20 protein-coding genes are annotated in these 19,426 nt (G+C 51.4%); 7 read left to right on the plus strand and 13 right to left on the minus strand.

Annotation, left to right across the window (positions count from 1 at the left end; genetic code table 11):
- Window positions 1-78 precede the first annotated feature (78 nt).
- The gene (locus tag ACT3T6_RS12860; RefSeq protein ID WP_193054646.1) at window positions 79-453 is read left to right on the plus strand and encodes a phasin family protein; all 375 of its coding nucleotides are present in this window, start codon (window positions 79-81) and stop codon (window positions 451-453) included.
- A gap of 61 nt (window positions 454-514) precedes the next feature.
- Here ACT3T6_RS12860 and hda read toward each other — a convergent pair whose 3' ends face one another.
- Complete coding sequence (gene hda, locus ACT3T6_RS12865; RefSeq protein ID WP_172118424.1) at window positions 515-1,219, minus strand: DnaA regulatory inactivator Hda; 705 nt, start codon at window positions 1,217-1,219, stop codon at window positions 515-517.
- The gene (locus ACT3T6_RS12870; protein ID WP_193054645.1) at window positions 1,216-2,328 is read right to left on the minus strand and encodes an AI-2E family transporter; all 1,113 of its coding nucleotides are present in this window, start codon (window positions 2,326-2,328) and stop codon (window positions 1,216-1,218) included. The genes hda and ACT3T6_RS12870 overlap by 4 nt, the downstream gene beginning before the upstream one ends.
- Window positions 2,329-2,527: 199 nt before the next feature.
- On the opposite strand from ACT3T6_RS12870, the gene purM reads away from it, so the two are divergent.
- Together purM and purN are read left to right on the plus strand one after the other, a co-directional pair.
- On the plus strand, window positions 2,528-3,595 hold the full coding sequence (purM, locus tag ACT3T6_RS12875; protein WP_193054644.1) for a phosphoribosylformylglycinamidine cyclo-ligase: 1,068 nt from the start codon (window positions 2,528-2,530) through the stop codon (window positions 3,593-3,595).
- Window positions 3,592-4,344, plus strand: coding sequence for a phosphoribosylglycinamide formyltransferase (gene purN / locus ACT3T6_RS12880; RefSeq protein ID WP_193054643.1), 753 nt, complete (start codon window positions 3,592-3,594; stop codon window positions 4,342-4,344). The genes purM and purN overlap by 4 nt, the downstream gene beginning before the upstream one ends.
- 111 nt (window positions 4,345-4,455) lie before the next feature.
- Here purN and dcd read toward each other — a convergent pair whose 3' ends face one another.
- The 4 genes from dcd to cobA all read right to left on the minus strand — a co-directional run bounded on the left by dcd (window position 4,456) and on the right by cobA (window position 8,017).
- Window positions 4,456-5,022 (minus strand): dCTP deaminase, encoded by a 567-nt coding sequence (dcd, locus tag ACT3T6_RS12885; protein ID WP_172118420.1) that lies wholly within the window; start codon window positions 5,020-5,022, stop codon window positions 4,456-4,458.
- 11 nt (window positions 5,023-5,033) lie between these two features.
- The gene (apbC, locus tag ACT3T6_RS12890) at window positions 5,034-5,834 is read right to left on the minus strand and encodes an iron-sulfur cluster carrier protein ApbC (RefSeq protein ID WP_172118419.1); all 801 of its coding nucleotides are present in this window, start codon (window positions 5,832-5,834) and stop codon (window positions 5,034-5,036) included.
- A 151-nt stretch (window positions 5,835-5,985) separates the two neighbouring features.
- On the minus strand, window positions 5,986-7,095 hold the full coding sequence (locus ACT3T6_RS12895; RefSeq protein ID WP_193054642.1) for a kinesin: 1,110 nt from the start codon (window positions 7,093-7,095) through the stop codon (window positions 5,986-5,988).
- Window positions 7,096-7,237: 142 nt separating this feature from the next.
- Entirely contained in the window at window positions 7,238-8,017 is a 780-nt protein-coding gene (gene cobA / locus ACT3T6_RS12900; protein ID WP_193054641.1) for a uroporphyrinogen-III C-methyltransferase, read from the minus strand.
- A 126-nt stretch (window positions 8,018-8,143) separates the two neighbouring features.
- On the opposite strand from cobA, the gene ACT3T6_RS12905 reads away from it, so the two are divergent.
- From ACT3T6_RS12905 to ACT3T6_RS12915, 3 genes are all read left to right on the plus strand, one after another.
- Complete coding sequence (locus ACT3T6_RS12905) at window positions 8,144-8,482, plus strand: 4a-hydroxytetrahydrobiopterin dehydratase (protein ID WP_172118416.1); 339 nt, start codon at window positions 8,144-8,146, stop codon at window positions 8,480-8,482.
- Window positions 8,483-9,673: an amino acid aminotransferase gene (locus tag ACT3T6_RS12910; RefSeq protein WP_193054640.1), complete on the plus strand. Its 1,191-nt coding sequence runs from the start codon at window positions 8,483-8,485 to the stop codon at window positions 9,671-9,673.
- 221 nt (window positions 9,674-9,894) lie between these two features.
- Entirely contained in the window at window positions 9,895-11,379 is a 1,485-nt protein-coding gene (locus ACT3T6_RS12915; RefSeq protein ID WP_193054639.1) for an NCS2 family permease, read from the plus strand.
- Between the two features lie 30 nt (window positions 11,380-11,409).
- Here ACT3T6_RS12915 and ACT3T6_RS12920 read toward each other — a convergent pair whose 3' ends face one another.
- The 3 genes from ACT3T6_RS12920 to ACT3T6_RS12930 all read right to left on the minus strand — a co-directional run bounded on the left by ACT3T6_RS12920 (window position 11,410) and on the right by ACT3T6_RS12930 (window position 14,152).
- Window positions 11,410-12,705: an MATE family efflux transporter gene (locus tag ACT3T6_RS12920; RefSeq protein ID WP_193054680.1), complete on the minus strand. Its 1,296-nt coding sequence runs from the start codon at window positions 12,703-12,705 to the stop codon at window positions 11,410-11,412.
- Window positions 12,706-12,848: 143 nt separating this feature from the next.
- Window positions 12,849-13,433: a YceI family protein gene (locus ACT3T6_RS12925; protein ID WP_193054679.1), complete on the minus strand. Its 585-nt coding sequence runs from the start codon at window positions 13,431-13,433 to the stop codon at window positions 12,849-12,851.
- A gap of 161 nt (window positions 13,434-13,594) precedes the next feature.
- Complete coding sequence (locus ACT3T6_RS12930; protein ID WP_193054638.1) at window positions 13,595-14,152, minus strand: cytochrome b; 558 nt, start codon at window positions 14,150-14,152, stop codon at window positions 13,595-13,597.
- Window positions 14,153-14,793: 641 nt separating this feature from the next.
- On the opposite strand from ACT3T6_RS12930, the gene ACT3T6_RS12935 reads away from it, so the two are divergent.
- Complete coding sequence (locus ACT3T6_RS12935; RefSeq protein WP_172118411.1) at window positions 14,794-15,081, plus strand: hypothetical protein; 288 nt, start codon at window positions 14,794-14,796, stop codon at window positions 15,079-15,081.
- Between the two features lie 112 nt (window positions 15,082-15,193).
- Here ACT3T6_RS12935 and ACT3T6_RS12940 read toward each other — a convergent pair whose 3' ends face one another.
- The 4 genes from ACT3T6_RS12940 to ACT3T6_RS12955 form a co-directional block, all read right to left on the minus strand.
- Window positions 15,194-16,399: an O-succinylhomoserine sulfhydrylase gene (locus ACT3T6_RS12940; protein WP_193054637.1), complete on the minus strand. Its 1,206-nt coding sequence runs from the start codon at window positions 16,397-16,399 to the stop codon at window positions 15,194-15,196.
- Window positions 16,400-16,440: 41 nt separating this feature from the next.
- Entirely contained in the window at window positions 16,441-17,961 is a 1,521-nt protein-coding gene (purF, locus tag ACT3T6_RS12945) for an amidophosphoribosyltransferase (RefSeq protein ID WP_172118409.1), read from the minus strand.
- Window positions 17,962-18,092: 131 nt separating this feature from the next.
- Entirely contained in the window at window positions 18,093-18,665 is a 573-nt protein-coding gene (locus ACT3T6_RS12950; protein ID WP_193054636.1) for a CvpA family protein, read from the minus strand.
- Between the two features lie 3 nt (window positions 18,666-18,668).
- Window positions 18,669-19,406, minus strand: a complete 738-nt coding sequence (locus ACT3T6_RS12955) for an SPOR domain-containing protein (RefSeq protein WP_193054635.1) — start codon at window positions 19,404-19,406, stop codon at window positions 18,669-18,671.
- Window positions 19,407-19,426 lie beyond the last annotated feature (20 nt).

Raw genomic sequence — 19,426 nt, forward strand, 5'->3', positions numbered from 1 at the left:
CGCACAAAAACGACTGCTATGCTGCACTGCAAAAACGCTAAACGAATGGCATTTTATTGTCCAGGCAGGAGTTTCATAATGAATACATTCAACACAAATGAAATGAACCAGCAGTTTGATAACGTCTTTATGGCCCCTGTACGCGCTTATGCTGCGCTAACGATTGATTATGCTGAACAGATGCTGAACGCTCAGGTGGAGGCAAGCCAGGCTTATGCTGATACGGGCATTCACCAATTGCGCCAGCTAACCAGCGTTAAAGATCCGCAAGGGTTGCGTAGTTATATGGAAGGCCAACAGCAGGTTGTTAAGCAGCTAGCGGAACGCGTGAAAGGCGATGCCGACAAAGTGGTGTCGCTTCAGCAAGATTATTTCAAGAAAAGCCAAAAACTAACCGAAGAAAACGTGAAACAAGCACAGGCTGCTGCTGGCAAGATGCGTCAAACGAGCTGATTTTTTAAGTTCTGAACACTTAATCATTAGATGCCCGCTGATCCACTCAGCGGGCTTTTGCTTACCAGCCAAGTGCAGACTTAACAAACGGGATTGTCAGTTTACGCTTAGCCGACAAGGAAGCCTGATCCAGAGTTTCAATCGCCTTACATAAATCGCCTAATTCGCGAGGTCCGCGGTGCAAAATATAGCGCCCTACGTCATCGGGTAGCTGCATTCCCCTGACATTGGCGCGCAGCCTAAGCGCGGCCAAACGACTTTCGTCATCCAAAGGATGTAAATGAAACGTCACTCCCCAGGTAAGGCGTGAAGCAAGGTCCGGAAGCACAACCTCAAGCTGGCGCGGAGGTGTGTTAGAGGCGATAACAAGCTGTTTGCCAGCATCGCGCAGGCGATTAAACGCATGAAACAGGGCTTCTTCCCACCGTTTTCGGCCAACGACATACTCAAGATCATCAATCGCGACTAAATCCAATCGCTCTATATCTTCAAGCATCAGGGGCGGAAAATGCCCCAGGTCAGCTAACGGTAAATACAAGGCCCGCATATCCGCATCGGAAGCCGCATGGCAGGCGGCCTGAAGCAGGTGGCTTTTGCCGCTGCCTTGCGCACCCCATAAATAGATAAACGGCTCTGCATTCGGCTGAAATTGTTGTGTCAGATGTTCAACCAGTGGAGCATTCGCGCCTGAAGCGTAATAGTTATTGAAGGTTGCATCATCGCGCAACCCTACTCCTAACGGCAGCTGTGCCGGCACTCGGCTCATGGTGACTCCCTTTCGTCGTGACGCCCCAGCTCATTATGGTGATTTAAAGGCGTTAGCGAGCCTTGTTCTGCATTATAAAAGGTGCTGTGTTTATAACGATCATTAAGCTCTCTAAGCAGCACCATAAAAACAGCTGCAACGGGTAACGCTAACAGCACACCGGTAAACCCAAATAAATTTCCACCCGCCAGTACAGCAAAAATAACGGCGACAGGATGCAAACCAATTTTATCGCCCAATAGTTTGGGCTGCAGTATGACACTTTCTGCAGCTTGACCGATACTAAATACCACGATCACACCGAGCACCGCCCACCACGTACCGAATTGAAATAATGCAACAATTAAGGCGACGGCAATGCCAACAATAAACCCCAAAAAGGGTACGAAACTTACCAGGCCGGCAACAAACCCTATCAACAAACCAAAATTAAGCCCCATCACAGTAAGACCGGTCGCGTAAATAACGCCCAAGCACAACATCACCAAAAGCTGGCCGCGTAAAAAAGAGGACAGCACTTCATCGCAACGCCGCGCTAAGCGAAACGTATCATCAGCCCATTGCCTTGGCACCAGGCTTGCAAGATTGCGCAGCATCCGTTTCCAGTCGAGGAGTAAATAAAATGTCACGACAGGAATCAAAGCGATATAAGTAATCCATGTCATAAAGGCCATACCTGAGCGGCCAATTTGGCCTAGCGCTTGAGCCAAATACCCTCCCGCATCACGCCAGTTTTCCACCAATACTTCACGCACATTGATTAACTCGGCACGCAAATCGTAGCCCGTCCACTCCTGAACCTGTGGCGCCAGCACATTCTCAATCCACATGAACATGTCAGGCATCACTTCCCCTAGCTGCTTGATTTGTTGAATCACCAGCGGAATAAAAATCAATAGACTCGCCGTTAATACAATAAGCAGCACCAGAAATACCAGGCTCACGGCGAAAGGTCGTTTCATTCCCAGCCGCTGAAAGTAGTTAGTCAGCGGGTCAGCTAAATAGGCTAATACCATGCTGGCAATAAAGGGCATCAACACCGAATTAAGTACATACACCAGCCCAATGAAAATCGCGAGCAGGCCAACCCCTAACCATGAATTTCGCATTACATGACTCTCCTTCCTGGATCCATCAATAGCGCTTTGTACGCTTAATAATAACAAAAGTTGGAGGAACACTGACCCAACATGTATACCGGCGATGCGACCCACGCCGCTGGGTGTTACAATCTTCTGCAGTTATTGCCCAGCACTGGCCATTTCGCCAGCACTACCCCGTACTGCTATAGGCTTCACAGGAACTGTCATGACCGAGACTTCCACTTCTCCGGCTACTCCTTCACTCAGCTATAAAGATGCAGGTGTCGATATTGATGCCGGAAATGCCCTAGTTGACCGCATTAAACACGTTGCCAAACGTACCACACGCCCCGAAGTAATGGGCGGGTTAGGCGGCTTTGGCGCACTATGCGAGCTGCCAGCAGGTTACAAGCAGCCTGTACTGGTGTCTGGCACCGATGGCGTAGGCACCAAGCTACGTCTCGCCATGGACCTTGGCAAACATGACACTATCGGCATCGACCTGGTGGCCATGTGCGTTAATGATTTGATTGTTGCAGGTGCTGAGCCGCTGTTATTCCTTGACTACTATGCCACGGGCAAGCTGGATGTGGATATCGCGGCAGATGTTGTCACGGGTATTGGTGCGGGGTGTGAACTGGCAGGCTGCGCTCTGGTGGGTGGTGAAACCGCCGAAATGCCGGGCATGTACGAAGGCAGCGACTATGATCTAGCCGGTTTTTGCGTTGGTGTGGTGGAAAAGTCCGAAATTCTTGATGGTAGTAAAGTGGCAGAAGGCGATGTTCTTCTTGGGCTTGCCTCCTCAGGCCCTCACTCCAATGGCTACTCACTGATTCGTAAGATCCTTGACGTCAGCAATGCCTCTCTCGACACCCAGGTAGATAATGCCCCACTGGGTGATGCATTAATGGCGCCGACTCGTATCTACGTCAAATCATTACTTTCACTAATGCGCGGCACCTCTATTCCGGTGCATGCGCTTTCCCATATTACCGGCGGCGGCCTGCTGGAAAACATTCCGCGTGTACTGCCTGATACGCTAGCAGCACATATTGATATTAATACGTGGCAGCGCCCCGCAGTTTTCGATTGGCTTCAGGCCCAAGGCAATGTTAACGAAGTCGAAATGCACCGCGTGCTTAACTGCGGCATCGGTATGGTACTGGTGATTCCTGCGGCTGAAGCTGCACAGGCCATGGCTCACCTGCAAGCTCAAGGCGAAACGGTTTATCGTATCGGGCATATTACCCAACGTCAGGAAGAAGCGGTGGTGCTGGAGAACCTGTCAGCATGAGTGGTACCGAATATCCCAGCGACACGATTACCGACATGACGCCAGAACCTACCGGGCCACGGCGGGTCGTTGTGCTGATTTCAGGCAGTGGCAGTAATCTTCAAGCATTGATTGATGCGCAGTCGCATGACCGTTTAGGCGGCGAGATTGTGGCGGTGATCTCCAACGTGGCTGACGCTTATGGTTTGAAGCGCGCCCACGAGGCCGGCATCGAGGCCGTCGCCCTGCCTCATCGTGAATATGACAACCGCGAGGCTTACGACAGCGCGCTGATTAAGGTGATTGAGCGTCATGAACCCGACGTGATTGTGCTGGCTGGCTTTATGCGTATTTTAACGCCGCGCTTTGTACAACGCTTTTTGGGTCGGATGCTGAATATTCACCCCTCACTGCTGCCCGAGTACCAAGGGTTAAATACCCATGCACGGGCACTGGCCGACAAAGTAACCAGCCACGGTTGCAGCGTGCATTTTGTTACCGAAGAGCTGGATGGCGGCCCCGTAGTTCTGCAAGCAGAATTAGCGGTTACTCCTGAGGATAACGCAGAGACGCTTAAAGAGAAGGTCCACGCCCGCGAGCACCTGATTTACCCAATCGCCGTACAGTGGTTTTTAGAGGGGCGGCTACAGTACAGCGCGGAAGGCGCTAAAATGGACGGCCATCTTCTGCCTGAACATGGTATGCGCCTTTCTCATGCCGATGCCGCTGAAGAGCTTGATGAAGAGCTGGATGAAGACAGCGACGTGTAGTTGATCGACCTGTCGGTTACTGTTCGCAGAAACGCGCACAGTAAATAGAAAGTAAGGCCTTACGGTTTCCCGTAAGGCCTTACTTTTAGGGCTACTTAACAGGCGTATCTATTACGTGCGCGGCAACGTAACACCACGCTGCCCCATGTATTTCCCACCTCGATCTTTATACGACGTTTCGCACTCCTCGTCGGACTCTAAAAATAGCATTTGCGCCACACCTTCGTGAGCATAAATCTTGGCGGGCAAATTGGTCGTGTTAGAGAACTCAAGCGTTACATGCCCTTCCCATTCCGGCTCAAGCGGCGTGACGTTCACGATAATACCGCAACGCGCATACGTTGATTTGCCCAGGCAAATAGTCAGCACGCTGCGCGGAATACGAAAATACTCAACCGTTCTAGCTAACGCAAACGAGTTAGGCGGAATAATGCAAACATCACCTTTTACGTCCACAAAGCTTTTTTCGTCAAACGCTTTAGGATCAACGATGGCCGAATGAATGTTGGTAAACACCTTAAATTCATCGGCACAGCGGACATCGTAGCCATAGCTGGATGTGCCGTAAGAGATCACTCGCTGATCATTAACATAGCGAACCTGCTCTGCTTCAAACGGTTCAATCATGGCATCGCTTTGTGCCATGCGACGAATCCACTTATCTGATTTGATACTCATGTGTTACTTCATCACTCGCTAAAAGAAATAGTGGGCCCATCGCTTTCGCTGCCATTTACTGACTGGGCAACTTGCCTGGCAATCTCTGCAAACGCTTGGCTTACCGAGCTATCAGGCTCTGAGATAACGCTTGGAGTACCCGAGTCTGCCAGCTCTCGAATGGACAACGTCAATGGCAGCCGTCCCAGTACGGTTGTCTGGTACTCTTCGGCAATGCTATCCCCTCCTCCTGTACCAAAAATTGCGGCCTCATGACCACAGTTTTCACAGTGGTAAAGGCTCATGTTTTCAACCACACCAAGCACCGGAACATTCACCTTGCGGAACATTTCGATACCTTTACGCGCATCCAACAGCGCGATATCTTGCGGGGTGGTCACAATAACCGCCCCCGTTACTGGCACTTTTTGCGCCAGTGTCAGCTGTATATCGCCGGTGCCTGGGGGCATGTCAATCAGTAGGAAATCAAGATTATCCCACTGTGTTTGTGTGAGCATTTGCTGAAAAGCCCCCACCACCATTGGCCCGCGCCAGACCATCGCTTCACGCGTATTGACCAAAAAGGCCATCGACATGGCTTGAAGGCCATGGGCATTCAACGGTAAAAACTGGTTGTTGTCAGTCGCTTCGGGGCGGACACCCTCCTTCACACCAAGCATTTGCGCCTGGCTTGGACCATAAATATCCGCATCCAGTACGCCCACACGATAACCCTGAGCAGACAGTGCCAGCGCCAGGTTAACGGTGACGGTCGATTTACCAACCCCACCTTTTCCCGAGGCCACTGCGACAATATGTTTAACGCCGTCCATTAGTCGCGCTCCTATAATCCAGGCAAAAACTATTTACGTTGTGCCAAATGATACTCTGTGGCCACGTATTCATAAACCAACAAACAAAAACGGATGCTGGGGCTACCAACATCCGCCTGTCAATTCGTCTGGTTGATTCAGACGAATACGCTTAATTATTACTTTGCTGTTGGCTCTGTGACTGGTTGTTATCGCTTTCGTTTGCAGGTGCCTGATCCGTTGCGCCGCCCTCAGATGAAGCGTCATTTGCTGCATCATCGGCGCTACCTAAACGCTGATCAAGGGAAGAAAGCTCGTCTCGCCAACTACTTAGCTGAGACTCCAGTTGAGATAAGGTTTCTTCACGCGCTTCAATATCGCTATTAATGTTAGCAACTTCATTACGACCAAGATCAAGCGCAACCATCAAGTCTTCCATTTCGCCACGCACCTGCTCCAGGCTCTGCGACTCCTCTTCACGAAGCTCAACCAATGAATCGACTTCGTTTTGAAGCTCATCACGCTCAGAGGTGAGGGAGTCACGGGTATTTTCCAACTCATCCAGTTCACTTTGTGCCGAAGCTACCTGCTCCTCAAGGCCAGAGAGCGCTTCATTCGCTTGACGGCTCTGCTCTTCAAGTTCAGCAAAATCATCTTCAGCGCTACTTAGTGCTTCAACCGCTTGCTGACGCTGCTCTTCAGCCTGTTGGCGTGCGGTTTCAGCCTCTTGCCGCGCTTCATCAGCGCTCTGCTGGGCTTCTTCTATCTGCTGAAGTGTCGCTTCAGCATTATCACGGGTCGTTGTGATTTCATCGCGCTCATCGCGTAGTGACTGCATATCACCCTGGGCGTTTTCCAGCTCCTGGTTTAAAGCATCCACTTCATTTTGAAGTTCATCTCGTTGAGTTTCTAATGCTTCAAGACGTGTCTGAATAGTAGCCACGTCATTTTGTGCGCTTTCCAACGCAGAACTGGCTTCATTGCGCTGCTCTTCAAGCTGCGCCACCTCTTCCTGCATGTCCGCTAAATTGGTTTCTGCCTGATCTATTTCCTGGATACGGCGGCTATAACGGCGGTTGTCCTGTTCAGCACTTGCCAGTTGCCCTTCAAGCGCTTCAACACGCTCTTTATGAGTGCCTGCGTTGGACTGAGCCATGATCGCCCAAATAACGGCAATGGCGGCGATACCCGCGATAGCCCTGACTCGGTTATCTTTAAATAGTGTTTTGGCATCCAGCCTGCTCGCAGGCGTCTGATGATCCGAATGGTTTTCTTCTGACATTCTGCGTCCCTCTCTCTACCAGGCTACCGATATCAGCAGCGTTAAAGGTGCGTTTAGCGCATATCGTCCATTACAAGCATACACAGCAAATGGCATCTAGCCAGTCCACTAGCAGATTCAATGCATTAGCCAAACCCACCTTCTACTGTAGATCATTATGAACAGGAGCTTCGCCTGGATGAGCATTTTTGAACCACGCAAGCTTTGTGTGCAGTGAAACCACACCACCAATAATTAAAAGCGCCGGTGACTGAATACGGCCTGTCGTCAAGGCCTCAGGCAGCGATGCCAATGTTCCCGCATGGATTTGCTGTTCAGCCATCGTCCCTTGCTCAATCAACGCCAGAGGCGTATCACGCGACATCCCATACGCCATCAACTTTTGGCTAATTACACCAACGCTGTTTAGCCCCATATAGAAAACCAGTGTTTGGTTTGGTTTTGCTAACGCTTCCCACTCCACTGCCTGCTCATCATCCGCCCAATGCCCCGTCACAAAATGGACAGCCTGTGCATGATCACGGTGGGTAAGCGGAATGCCAGCATAAGCGGAGCATCCTGAGGCGGCGGTGATACCGGGAATAACCTCCACCGCTACTCCATGAGTGATTAGCGCTTCCAACTCTTCACCGCCGCGACCAAATATGAACGGGTCACCGCCTTTAAGCCTTACGACGCTTTTGCCCTCAATGGCCCAGTCGACCAAGCGTTGATTAATCTCCTGTTGAGGAACGCTATGCTGCGATCGGACCTTTCCAACATAGAAGCGCTGCGTATTGCTCGGCAGTAGCGCCAAAATAGCGCTACTAACCAAGCGGTCGTAAAGCACGACATCTGCTTGCTGAAGGCGCTTGTAGGCTTTTAAGGTTAATAACTCTGCATCGCCAGGACCTGCGCCCACCAGGCTAACAAAACCACTCATTCCACCTCCTGACAAAATTCATACCTATATTGTTGCTTACGCGTAATCATTCCAATGATAATTGGCCGTGTTTGCGTTTGTCTGCTTTCATGACCAGTGTTATGCCGATTTTATGAGGGAATGTATATGCTCAGGCTTGCACAAACTATCTGTGAGCCCTGCTCGAAAGATACCCCGCCGCTAGATAAAAGCGAGTGTCAGGCTTATCTTGAGCAATTACCGGAGTGGCGGATTGTCGAGCACGATGGCATCATAAAGCTGTCACGAAGCTTTTCGTTTTATGACTTTGCCAAGGCGCTGACATTTACCCAGCGTGTTGGCGAGATAGCAGAGCAGGCCGGACACCACCCCATGCTAATCACCGAATGGGGTAAAACCACCGTAATGTGGTGGACACATCGTATTAATGGCCTGCATCTTAATGATTTCATTCTTGCCGCCAGAACCGACGAGGTAGCTGAGTAAATGTTTGAGCATATTGAGCGAGTCCCTGGAGATGCCATTCTCGGGCTGATCGAAGCTTTCAAAAAAGATACCAATCCGCAAAAGGTTGATTTGGGCGTAGGGGTTTACCGCGATTCAAAGGGTACTACACCGGTAATGCGCGCAGTCAAAGAAGCTGAAGCTCGCCTGCTCAAGAATGAAGCCACCAAAACCTATATCGGTTCGCACGGGGCGCCCGCCTACAGCAATGTCGTATTGCCCATGGTGCTGGGTAGCGACTCCTCCGTACTGGAAGCCAAACGCGCCAGCGCTACTCAATCCCCCGGCGGTACCGGTGCGTTACGCTTAGCGGCTGACTTTATTGCGACTCAGCTACCCCATAAAGGTATTTGGGTAAGTGACCCGACGTGGCCCAATCACCACGGTATTTTTACGTCTGCGGGCATAGCGCTGCATAAATATCCGTATGTAGATGCTGATAACCGCCTCGATTTTTCAGGCATGCTGGCCGCGCTGAAAAAAATTCCTGAAGGCGACGTCGTGGTGCTGCATGCGTGCTGCCATAACCCGACCGGTTTTGATCTATCCCAAGAGCAGTGGCAGGAAGTGCTGGTCGTTCTACGTGAACGTAAGCTCCTACCACTCGTTGACTTCGCCTACCAAGGGTTTGGTGAAGGGCTTGATGAAGATGCCTACGGCGTACGCCTACTAGCCGAACAGCTGGACGAAGTGATTATCACCAGCTCCTGCTCGAAGAATTTCGGTATCTACTGCGAGCGCACTGGCTGCCTTATCATGGTCGCTAAAGACGCGGAGCAGATGGAGAATGTGCGTTCTCAGGTGGCCATTGTGGCCCGGGAAAACTACTCCAACCCGCCTGCTCACGGCGGCGCCATCGTAAGCGAAATTTTAAACGATGCCGAACTGACCACCATGTGGCGTGAAGAACTCACCGAAATGCGTGACCGTATTAATACGCTGCGCCGTGATTTTGTGGAAGCCCTGAAACCCTACGGCCTGGATCAGAAATATGCTTGTGTTGCTGAACAGCGCGGCATGTTCTCCTACACCGGGCTAACGCCTGACCAGGTAGATCGCTTACGCGATGAGTTTGGCATTTACATGGTCCGCTCTGGACGCGCCAACGTTGCGGGCTTCTCTCATGAAAATCTCCCTTACCTTGCCAAAGCAATTGCAGCGGTTAACGACTAACCGCATTGCCTAACGCTTTACTCAGCGCCCAGGCTTTGCCTGGGCGTTTTTGTATCTTGGGAATGGTTGTATTGTTGTGTACAATTGCGCGCTTGCCGCCAGAGCCAAGGCCGCCCGTGCGGCGTCCTGTTCAGCGCCAACCTGACCGATCAGTCAACCCCACCTGGGTCTATCTGCCTAACGGTTTGCACTGTTAAACTCTTTTATTAACGAGGCTTTCCATGGCGGCAGCCAGCACACACTACCCTTGGTATAAAAAAGAAGACACCGATGCCTTCTTTGCTCTCTTCCAAAATAATATCGCCAACTTTATCGTTATCGCGATTACCATGCTGGGCATGGGCTTCCCTGCCTCGATCGTCTATGGTCAGGTGCTGCCAGGAGCGGCCGTTGCCGTTATGGTCGGCAATTTCTATTACGCCTGGAGCGCTGCACGCTTAGCCAGGAAAGAGAACCGTACCGACGTTACCGCCCTTTCATACGGCATTTCTACTCCGGTTATGTTTGTATTTTTATTTGGCGTACTGTTACCCGCCAAGCAACTGACCGGTGATACCGAGTTGGCCTGGAAGGTTGCGGTGGCTGCCTGCTTTATTAGTGGCGCTATTGAAGCGGCGATTAGCCTGATTGGCCGATGGGTGCAGTATCATCTGCCACGGGCTGCCATGCTGGGGGCTGTCGCGGGGGTAGCTCTCACGTTTATTGCCGGTGAGATGCTGTTTAAAACACTGGAAGTACCGGTTATTGGCCTTCTCGTGCTGGCTATTATTATCGTTGGCCTGGTAGCCCGGGTCAGCATGCCCTTTAAGCTACCTACCTCGCTGTTCGCGATTATTGTCGGCACGGCGATGGCTTACTTGATTGGCGATGCCGGCAGTGAGCGCTTCAGCGATGCATTTACGCACCTGGGCTTTTACCCGCTGCTTCCCAATTTGGCCTGGTTTGAAGGTTTAGGTTTACTATTTACCGGTATGCTCGCTGTTCTAACCGTTGTTCTTCCTATTACGCTTTATAACGCCATTGAGACCATGAACAACGTTGAAGCGATGGAGGCAGCTGGCGACAAATACGACGTCCGCGAATGTCAGGCGGTTGACGGCGTAGGTACCATGATCGGCGCACTATTTGGCGGCGTTTTTCCTACTACCGTGTATATCGCCACGGTAGGCGCAAAGTGGATGGGCGCCGGGCGCGGTTACAGCTTATTGAACGGTGCTGTTTATGCGCTGGCCACCATGACAGGATTAATTGCCGCCCTGGCAGCCATTATTCCCGTCTCCGTGGTAGCGCCCATATTAGTCTTTGTGGGCATGTCGATGATTGCCACGGCATTCCAGGCCAACGATACGCGCTATTATCCCGCCGTTGCACTCGCCATGCTGCCCTACTTTGCTAACTATATAATGACACGCTTTAGCCGTGGCGCAGGCGAAGTGGTGAGCGATATTTCCAGTGCCATTGTGGTGATGGGCCAAGGCGCCATGTTTATGGCTATTTTGTTGGGCGCAATGACGGTATCGGTGATTGATCATCAGTTTCGCCGCGCTGCCGTATTTGCCTTGATTGCAGCAGGCTTTTCATTTGTCGGTTTAATGCACGCGCCTCAACTTGCATTGAACGCCGCGCCACAATTTGTGCTCGGCTACTTGGCAATGGCGCTGCTATTTGCCTATTTCTCATTCCAGCAAGCGCCACACAAGCATTAATTGGCTATGTGTTAATTACCCATTAATTTGCTAATTACTTGAGGCGTTGTATCCCGCCTGCCGTTGCGGGCGGGATAATATACGTACCAATACGACCCACGCAGTTAAACCCGACAACAAATTTCCTATCGCTGCCCCTACCGCCAAGCCCCACCAGCCAAAGAGCAGAGAGCCTACCCACAGGCAAGGCAAGTAGCAGACAAAGAGGCGCGCACTGGAAAGCAGCATGGCGCGCAGCGGCCAGCCCAACGCATTTCCCGCCGATACCACCAACATACATACCCCTAGCGCAGCATAACTTGGCAGCAAGAAGCGAATCAGTAGTGTGAGCTCGCTTTGCACGTTAGGCGTTCCCGCCAGAACCATCGCGAGCCAAGGCGCACCCAAAGCAAGTATCACGCCAAGACCTAGCTGCCATATAACAGCCACTTTAAGCGCCAAGCGTATTAACTGCTGAATTTGCCCCCAATCCCCGGCCCCATAACAGCGCCCCAACCAAGGCGGAAGCGACATGGTCATCGCCAGTATGACCATCAGCGAAAGCGTTTCCAGGCGGCTTGCCAGCCCCCACGCTGCTACTTGGGTATCGCCAAGCCCAGCGACAACGGCAATGGTTAACATGCTGGCAAGAGGTGGCATCAATTGGCTCACCATCGCGGGAGCGGCAATGCCTACATAAGGGCGCCAGGAGTGTTTGGCCTCACCCAAGAGTCCAACGTTAGACACCCATTGCTTACGTATCAGCGCCTGGCTTGTAATCACTAACCCCAAAGCGAATGCGATACACGTTGCCCAAGCAGCCCCTGGCAACCCCAAGCCCTCCCAGGAGCCAACACCAAAGATCAGCAGTGGATCGAGCACCAGGTTGGCTACACTACTAAGCACCATCATTTTACCTGGTAGCTTGGTATTGCCGTGGGCACGAAATACGCTATAGATAAAATAAAGCACCGCACCCAGCCATGCTGAAAAAAGTTGCGGCCCCCAATAAATACGGATGTAAGAAAGTGCCGTGTTATCTGCGCCTAACAGACGAAAAACAGGCTCATGAAAAAGCCATAAGCCTATACCCAGCACGCCAATCACGGCTCCCCCAGCAAGCAATACCAGGCTGGTTAAGCGCTTTGCTCTCGCATGCTCATCAGCTCCCAAGGCTCGAGAAATAAGCGCTGCAATGGCAATGCCCATACCCACTTGGATCCCAATAATTAAGAAAGAGAGTGGGAAGGTAAACGATTGCGCTGCCAAAGGTGCAGTGCCAAGGCGAGCGACAAAAGCACTATCAACAAGTTGAAAACCCAATAACGCCAGTACCCCGATGGCCATCGGCCAGGTTTGGCGCCATAGAGTTATTGCCAACTTGCGCTGACTCGATATAGTGCTCAAACCGGTAACTCCTTCATTTGCAATGTTTATAACCAAAAGCGCCACCGCCCCTTGGGGCGGTGGCGCTTTTTAACACGGATAACTTACTGACGGATACCTTCAAACGTTACATAAAGCTCTAGCTCGTGCATGGGCTCGGGGAAGTCGCTCATATCGATGCCAAAATCGCCCAAGGTAAGCATTGTGCTGCCTTCAAAACCGGCACGGTAATTACCCCATGGGTCCTCACCTTGACCGATTAACGTCACGGGCATTTCAATCTCTTGCGTCTCGCCGTGTAACGTTAAATCACCCGTCACAACACCTTCGTTGTCGCCTGTTGATTCAAAGCTGGTCGAGACAAATGAAGCGGTTGGATATTCGCTTGCATTCAGGAAGTCACTGCTCAGAATGTGACGGTCACGCTCAGCGTGGTTAGAGTTCAAGCTATTCACCTGAACCTCGAACTCAACAGCAGAAGCGTCTACATCATCTTCATTGTAAGAGAGCTGGCCATCAAATTCTTCAAAACTACCCAGAATATAAGACATGCCAAGATGGCTAATTTTAAACTGTACGAAAGCGTGCTGGCCTTCGGTGTCAACGTTATAATCAGCTGCCTGAGCCTGGCTTAATGGCACTAATGCAGCCGCGGCAATAGCAGATGCAACGACACTTTTCTTCAACATCATGGTTATCTCCTCTCTTTCCTTAATAGACACAGAGAATTTTTATTTACTCCATGCTCGAAAACGCGATTCCAGCCAGTATTTACGAGCTTGCTCACCAAGCTCGAAGTACGTTTTAACTAGTACTTTTTAATTAGCACTTATGTATTAGCATTTATTGCTTATGAATGCTCAGATCGGCGCACCGGATTAACCATACGCACCAGTGTAGCGTGTCGATCAATCCAGTGATGTTTAAATGCGGCTAACGCATGGCCTGCAGCCAAAACTACCAATGTTAATGCGCTGTACCAATGAATATCACCGGCGATGCTGGCTTGATTAGGAAGGCCATGCAGTAATGCAGGCACATCAAACCAACCGAAAACGCTAATACCCCGGCCATTAGCCGTAGAAATCATATAACCGCTAAGCATGACAAGAAGCAAAACGATGTAGAGCGCGATATGGCCCAGATGGGCTGCCAGGACTTCGAAGCGGCTGCCTTCACCTGCCGGCGTCGGCTGCAGTAAGCGCCACGCTATGCGTGCAACCGTGGCTATCAACAGTAGCATGCCAATCGAACGATGCACCCATGGCCCCTGATTGTACCAGCTATCGTAGTAGCCAAGCCCCGTCATCCACCAGCCCAATATAAACAGGCCAATAATTGCTATGGCGCTAAGCCAATGAAACAGAATACTCACGAGACCCCAAGTGCGCTGCGTGTTCCGCCACATTATTTTCTTCCTCGTTACTACCAAACAAACGCTATGCTGACTCGACTTCCTGTCAAACATGCCCAAGTGTTGGCATTTCGCTCATGGCTATCGCAGGCCTGCTCTTATCGAAGTCAAGACAGTGCGAGAGCGCCCGTTAATCCCAGCGGAGCCCCCATCAAAGCACTCAGCTGAACACTATCATCAAATATCAAAACGACCTTCGGTTTCTCAAGCCGCCGAAAGAGCGACTCTTGCGCGGCTACCGCTATGAATATCAGGAGCATACCGGCTGGCGCTTTAAAAGACTGCTGAAAAAAGCAGAATACAGCGTTCGTAAAAACCATTGATTAACATGCTAACAGCTTTCATGGACCGCACAATCAGCAACCAGTAAGCGGTTCCTACTGATAGGTGTGGAGAATTTAAAAAACAGAGGCAAGGAGCATTGAAAAAAACAAGAAAAAAACAAGAAAAAAACAAGAAAAAAACACTCCCGGTAATGTTATTGAAATTAATTCAATTTTTTAGAATATTTCGCGTACTTTTAATCAATTTTATTATCTAGTTTGCAGGCTTACAATCTCGTCATGTTCTCGAGTGACTTGGCAAAAAGCACACCATGCATGGGAGAACAACCACACACTAATGAGGTTTATATCATGAAAAAATTTACTACTGTCGCCGCTATTGCCGTCGCTTTATCTGCCACTACCTTTTCAGCAGCTGCACTGGCTGAGCGTGGTTCAGAGAAACTGAACACCGTGATGATTCCAACATCGACTGCCCATTACAGCCAGGAAGACCTCACTATGTCCCCATCGGACTTACCTGCGATCAATGGCGGCCAGGCTCAAAACAAGGTACTTGATGCCTCTTTCGACGAAAGCCAGCAAACAGTAGCAGACCGGACAATTAAAGGTAATGACCTGCACAGCCTTAACTCGTAAGGCAGGCAATACTGACAGCTTCTAGAAAGCAGATCTGTCGCAAAAAACCCCACGCACGTGGGGTTTTTTATGCCAATAAAGCAAGCCTAACGATAAAACAGAGCTTATATTGTCAGCCTTGTTCCGCTGCTAGCGCATCGAGGCCACGCGCTAAATCACGCTGAATGTCCTGCTGGCTTTCCAGTCCCACCGCCACACGAATCAACCCAGGAACAATGCCCGCTGCCTCTTTTTGCGCATCGGATAAGCGTCCATGCGTGGTCGTCGCGGGATGAGTGATCGTCGTTTTTACATCCCCCAGGTTACCGGTGATGGATAATAGACGAGTCGCATCAATCACCTGCCAAGCGCCCTCCTGCCCATTAACAACCTCAAACCCAAGCACAGCGCCAAAGCCCTTCTGTTGCTGCTTGGCAAGCATATGCTGCGGATGCGCTTCCAAACCGCTGTAATGCACGTTGCTTACTGCAGGATGTTGTTCCAGCCAGCGCGCCAGCGTGAGCGCATTTTCACAATGAGCTTTCATTCGTAGAGAGAGTGTTTCTAGCCCTTTGGTAAATATCCAAGCATTAAAGGGACTGAGACAAGGGCCGCAGGTACGAACCACACCGAAGACTTCTTCCAGTACATCATGCTTACCCACGACAGCGCCACCGATGGCCCGCCCTTGACCGTCCAGGTACTTAGTCGCGGAGTGGATGACGAGGTCGGCACCCAACGCAAGAGGCTGCTGCAGCGCAGGTGTCAAAAAGCAGTTATCAATGGCCAAAAGGGCATTATTACGTTTTGCTATGGCAGCAAGCGCCGGGATATCGGCAATCTCGGAAAGCGGGTTTGAGGGCGTTTCTGCGAACAGGAGCCGCGTTTTGGGCGTAATAGCCGCTTCCCACGCTTCTACATTAGAGAGTTCAACGTAGCGGGTGGTGATGCCAAACTTGCCCAGGTACTTATCGAATAGGCTGACGGTCGAGCCAAAGAGCGAACGCGATGCCACGATTTCATCGCCGGCAGACAATAACGCAAGCGCCGTCGATAAAATGGCCGACATACCCGAGCTTGTTGCCACACAGCGTTCCCCACCTTCAAGTGCTGCCAAGCGGCGCTCGAAAGTATGTACAGTGGGGTTCGTAAAACGCGAATAAACGTTACCAGGCTCTTGCCCACCAAACTTACGCGCTGCTTCCGCAGCGCTTTCATAGACAAAGCTAGAGGTCGGAAAAATAGGCTCCGCATGCTCTTGCTCGAAGGTGCGATGATGGCCTGCACGGATCGCCAGCGTCTCTAACGACCACTCATCCTGTTGGCTGTCATTATGCATGGACGTACCCCTTATTTTCAGTAAGCATCAGTGACCTGTCGTTAGTCGTCGAGGTCATCATCCTGATTGTGCATATCGACCAGCGCATGATCACCCGCACTTTGATCTTTCGCGGCATCGTTCCGGCTGGCTTCAAGCACGGCCAGATACGCTTCATCGATATCCCCCGTAACATACTTGCCATCAAAGACCGAGCAGTCGAAGGCTTCCATTTCCGGGTTTACTTCGCGACAAGCATCTTTCAGGTCTTCCAGATCCTGGTAGAAAATTCGGTCAGCGCCAATCAGCTCGCCTACTTCATCTTCAGTGCGGCCATGGGCAATTAACTCCACCGCCGCAGGCATGTCGATACCGTACACATTAGGGTAGCGCACAGGCGGCGCAGCGGAGGCAAAGTAAACCTTACGCGCACCCGCATCTCGGGCCATCTGAATAATCTGCTTACAGGTCGTACCACGTACAATCGAGTCATCCACCAGCAGCACGTTCTTGCCTTTGAACTCAATGTCGATGGCGTTGAGTTTTTGGCGTACCGATTTCTTACGCTGCGTTTGGCCAGGCATGATAAACGTACGGCCAATATAGCGGTTCTTCATAAAGCCTTCGCGATACGTCACCCCAAGGTGCTGGGCCATTTCCAGCGCGGAGGTACGGGACGTATCCGGAATGGGGATCACAACATCAATATCGTGATCAGGCCATTCGTTCAGGATTCGGTCGCCCAGCTTGCGCCCCATTTGCATGCGCGTGCCATAGACGTAGGCACCGTCCAGAATGGAGTCAGGGCGTGCCAGATATACATGCTCGAAAATACACGAGCGCAGTTCCGGGCGGTCAGCACATACTTGCGTATGACACTGGCCCTGCATATCCACAAATATCGCTTCGCCGGGTGACAGGTCACGCTCAAGCTCAAAGCCGCCCACGTCTAGCGCGACCGACTCAGACGCAATCATGACATCCTGCCCTTCGTCCGTTTGGCGAGTACCAAACACCACTGGACGAATGCCGTGAGGATCACGAAATGCCACCATACCAAAACCGTTAATGATCGCGACCGCCGCGTAGCCGCCTTTGCAGCGCCGGTGCACTCTACGTACCGCATCAAAAATATCTTCCGCTTCCAGATGCAGGCCTTGCTTACCCAGCTCATGGGCAAACACGTTAAGCAACACTTCAGAGTCGGAGCTGGTATTGATATGCCGTAAATCGGTTGAGAAAAGCTCCTGCTTCAACTGTTCAGAGTTGGTTAGGTTACCGTTATGGGCCAACGCAATACCGTAAGGCGAGTTGACATAAAACGGCTGAGATTCCGCTTCGCTGGATGAACCAGCGGTAGGATAACGTACGTGACCAATGCCCAGGTTGCCCTTAAGGCGAGCCATATGGCGAGTGTGGAAGACGTCGCGCACTAGCCCATTGCTCTTGCGCAGTAAGAAGCGTCCCTCGCTCCAGGTCATCATACCGGCAGCGTCCTGGCCGCGATGCTGAAGTACGGTCAGGGCATCGTAGATTCCCTGATTTACCGCCTGCTTGGCCAGAAGGCCCACTATACCGCACATTCAAGTTACCTCGCTTTAGTGCCATGGCTTGCCAAAACAAGCCCGTACGTTCTTAAAACTCATTTTAATACGTTTGCGTTTAACCAGTACCCGTCAAGCAGTTAGCCAAGCGCAAAACACGCTGTTAGGCGTTATTGACTATCCATGGGCTGCGGCGCAAAACTGCCATGCGGGCGAATCTCAGGCAGTGATATATCGCGTAAAGAGGCGGGCGCTTCTGGCAGCTCACGCTCCCACTGATCCAACTGGCTAACCGCCCAATCGCGCAACTCGATAAAGGTGGGCCGTAACGAAGCTTGCTGCCATGCCTGAAGCTCGGCAAGCGGCGTGAGCGTAATAACGACCGTGGCCACCAGCAAGATGATCGTGCCACGCGCGATACCAAACACAGCTCCCGCAAAACGGTTCAAAAGCCCCATGCCTACCCATACAATGGCCGCGTGCACCAAGCGAATAACAATGCTGCAAAGCAAGATCACCGCAAAAATAACCAGTGCAAAGGCCAATACAAGTCGAGCGTCAAAACTTTCGATAAACCCGCTCATTAACTCGGCGACCGGCTCTGCCAATACGCGGGCGACCATTAACGCAACCACCCATGCCCCAAGCCCCAACGCTTCTCTAACAAAACCACGAACAAAGCCGGCCAGCATCGAAAGCGCCAGCACGGCAAGAAATACAGCATCAATCCACGTTAGCGCCATCGTTTAATCTCTTACTCGCACTAACAGACCTTGCACGTTTGCGCGCTGTTTAATTAAGGCCATCGCCGCTTCGCCATCCTCTGATGATGCGTAAGGCCCCACGAGCACTGTGGTCAAGTTATTGTCGCGCTGGCGTTGGAAAACACTAAATCCTTCGCCTGTAAGCTGGCTACCTAGTCGCTGAGCATTCGCGGCATCGCCAAAACTACCCACCTGGACCGCCCACCCACCTTGCTGTGTAGACGCTGGCCCAGCACTCGATGAACCCGCCCCTGATGAACCTGAACTTGAAGAGCCTGTACTTGAAGAACCTGCACTTGAAGAACCTGCAGCGCTTTGGCTGTTGGATGTCGACGTGCTATTCGAGGCTACCAGGTCGGCAATGGGGTCATTTTGGGGAGCGTCAGTGTTTGAAGATGACATAGGCGCTTGTGCGACGGTTTCCGTTTCACTGGGCGCATCAATTTGAGAAGTATCAGGTAATCTCGGAGATGCATCTATCGGTGCATTAACCCCATCATTGCTTGCCACATTTGAAGAGGGCTGAGGGTTAATGGTAGAGGGCATTTGGGGAGCGTCTACATCATGGCGCGCCGTTTCTATGGGCTGTTCAATAATGAACGTTGGTTGCTGTCGCTCCTCACGCGGCGCCGGGTCACTCATCAGCCAAGGGACAACGATTGCGAGTAGCGCAAGCAGAATCACAACACCGCTAATGCGCTCTGTTTTACCATATTTCATATCATCTCCCTCTAGCGGGA

It is taken from the genome of Halomonas sp. 72 (assembly GCF_052379785.1).
GTDB classification, from domain to species: domain Bacteria; phylum Pseudomonadota; class Gammaproteobacteria; order Pseudomonadales; family Halomonadaceae; genus Vreelandella; species Vreelandella citrativorans.

What these genes read in the sequence shown, in the direction of transcription:
- ACT3T6_RS12860 (WP_193054646.1), top strand. Translation starts at nt 79, where the DNA reads ATGAATACATTCAACACAAATGAAATGAACCAGCAGTTTGATAACGTC.
- hda (WP_172118424.1), bottom strand. Translation starts at nt 1,219, where the DNA reads ATGAGCCGAGTGCCGGCACAGCTGCCGTTAGGAGTAGGGTTGCGCGAT.
- ACT3T6_RS12870 (WP_193054645.1), bottom strand. Translation starts at nt 2,328, where the DNA reads ATGCGAAATTCATGGTTAGGGGTTGGCCTGCTCGCGATTTTCATTGGG.
- purM (WP_193054644.1), top strand. Translation starts at nt 2,528, where the DNA reads ATGACCGAGACTTCCACTTCTCCGGCTACTCCTTCACTCAGCTATAAA.
- purN (WP_193054643.1), top strand. Translation starts at nt 3,592, where the DNA reads ATGAGTGGTACCGAATATCCCAGCGACACGATTACCGACATGACGCCA.
- dcd (WP_172118420.1), bottom strand. Translation starts at nt 5,022, where the DNA reads ATGAGTATCAAATCAGATAAGTGGATTCGTCGCATGGCACAAAGCGAT.
- apbC (WP_172118419.1), bottom strand. Translation starts at nt 5,834, where the DNA reads ATGGACGGCGTTAAACATATTGTCGCAGTGGCCTCGGGAAAAGGTGGG.
- ACT3T6_RS12895 (WP_193054642.1), bottom strand. Translation starts at nt 7,095, where the DNA reads ATGTCAGAAGAAAACCATTCGGATCATCAGACGCCTGCGAGCAGGCTG.
- cobA (WP_193054641.1), bottom strand. Translation starts at nt 8,017, where the DNA reads ATGAGTGGTTTTGTTAGCCTGGTGGGCGCAGGTCCTGGCGATGCAGAG.
- ACT3T6_RS12905 (WP_172118416.1), top strand. Translation starts at nt 8,144, where the DNA reads ATGCTCAGGCTTGCACAAACTATCTGTGAGCCCTGCTCGAAAGATACC.
- ACT3T6_RS12910 (WP_193054640.1), top strand. Translation starts at nt 8,483, where the DNA reads ATGTTTGAGCATATTGAGCGAGTCCCTGGAGATGCCATTCTCGGGCTG.
- ACT3T6_RS12915 (WP_193054639.1), top strand. Translation starts at nt 9,895, where the DNA reads ATGGCGGCAGCCAGCACACACTACCCTTGGTATAAAAAAGAAGACACC.
- ACT3T6_RS12920 (WP_193054680.1), bottom strand. Translation starts at nt 12,705, where the DNA reads ATGGCCATCGGGGTACTGGCGTTATTGGGTTTTCAACTTGTTGATAGT.
- ACT3T6_RS12925 (WP_193054679.1), bottom strand. Translation starts at nt 13,433, where the DNA reads ATGTTGAAGAAAAGTGTCGTTGCATCTGCTATTGCCGCGGCTGCATTA.
- ACT3T6_RS12930 (WP_193054638.1), bottom strand. Translation starts at nt 14,152, where the DNA reads ATGTGGCGGAACACGCAGCGCACTTGGGGTCTCGTGAGTATTCTGTTT.
- ACT3T6_RS12935 (WP_172118411.1), top strand. Translation starts at nt 14,794, where the DNA reads ATGAAAAAATTTACTACTGTCGCCGCTATTGCCGTCGCTTTATCTGCC.
- ACT3T6_RS12940 (WP_193054637.1), bottom strand. Translation starts at nt 16,399, where the DNA reads ATGCATAATGACAGCCAACAGGATGAGTGGTCGTTAGAGACGCTGGCG.
- purF (WP_172118409.1), bottom strand. Translation starts at nt 17,961, where the DNA reads ATGTGCGGTATAGTGGGCCTTCTGGCCAAGCAGGCGGTAAATCAGGGA.
- ACT3T6_RS12950 (WP_193054636.1), bottom strand. Translation starts at nt 18,665, where the DNA reads ATGGCGCTAACGTGGATTGATGCTGTATTTCTTGCCGTGCTGGCGCTT.
- ACT3T6_RS12955 (WP_193054635.1), bottom strand. Translation starts at nt 19,406, where the DNA reads ATGAAATATGGTAAAACAGAGCGCATTAGCGGTGTTGTGATTCTGCTT.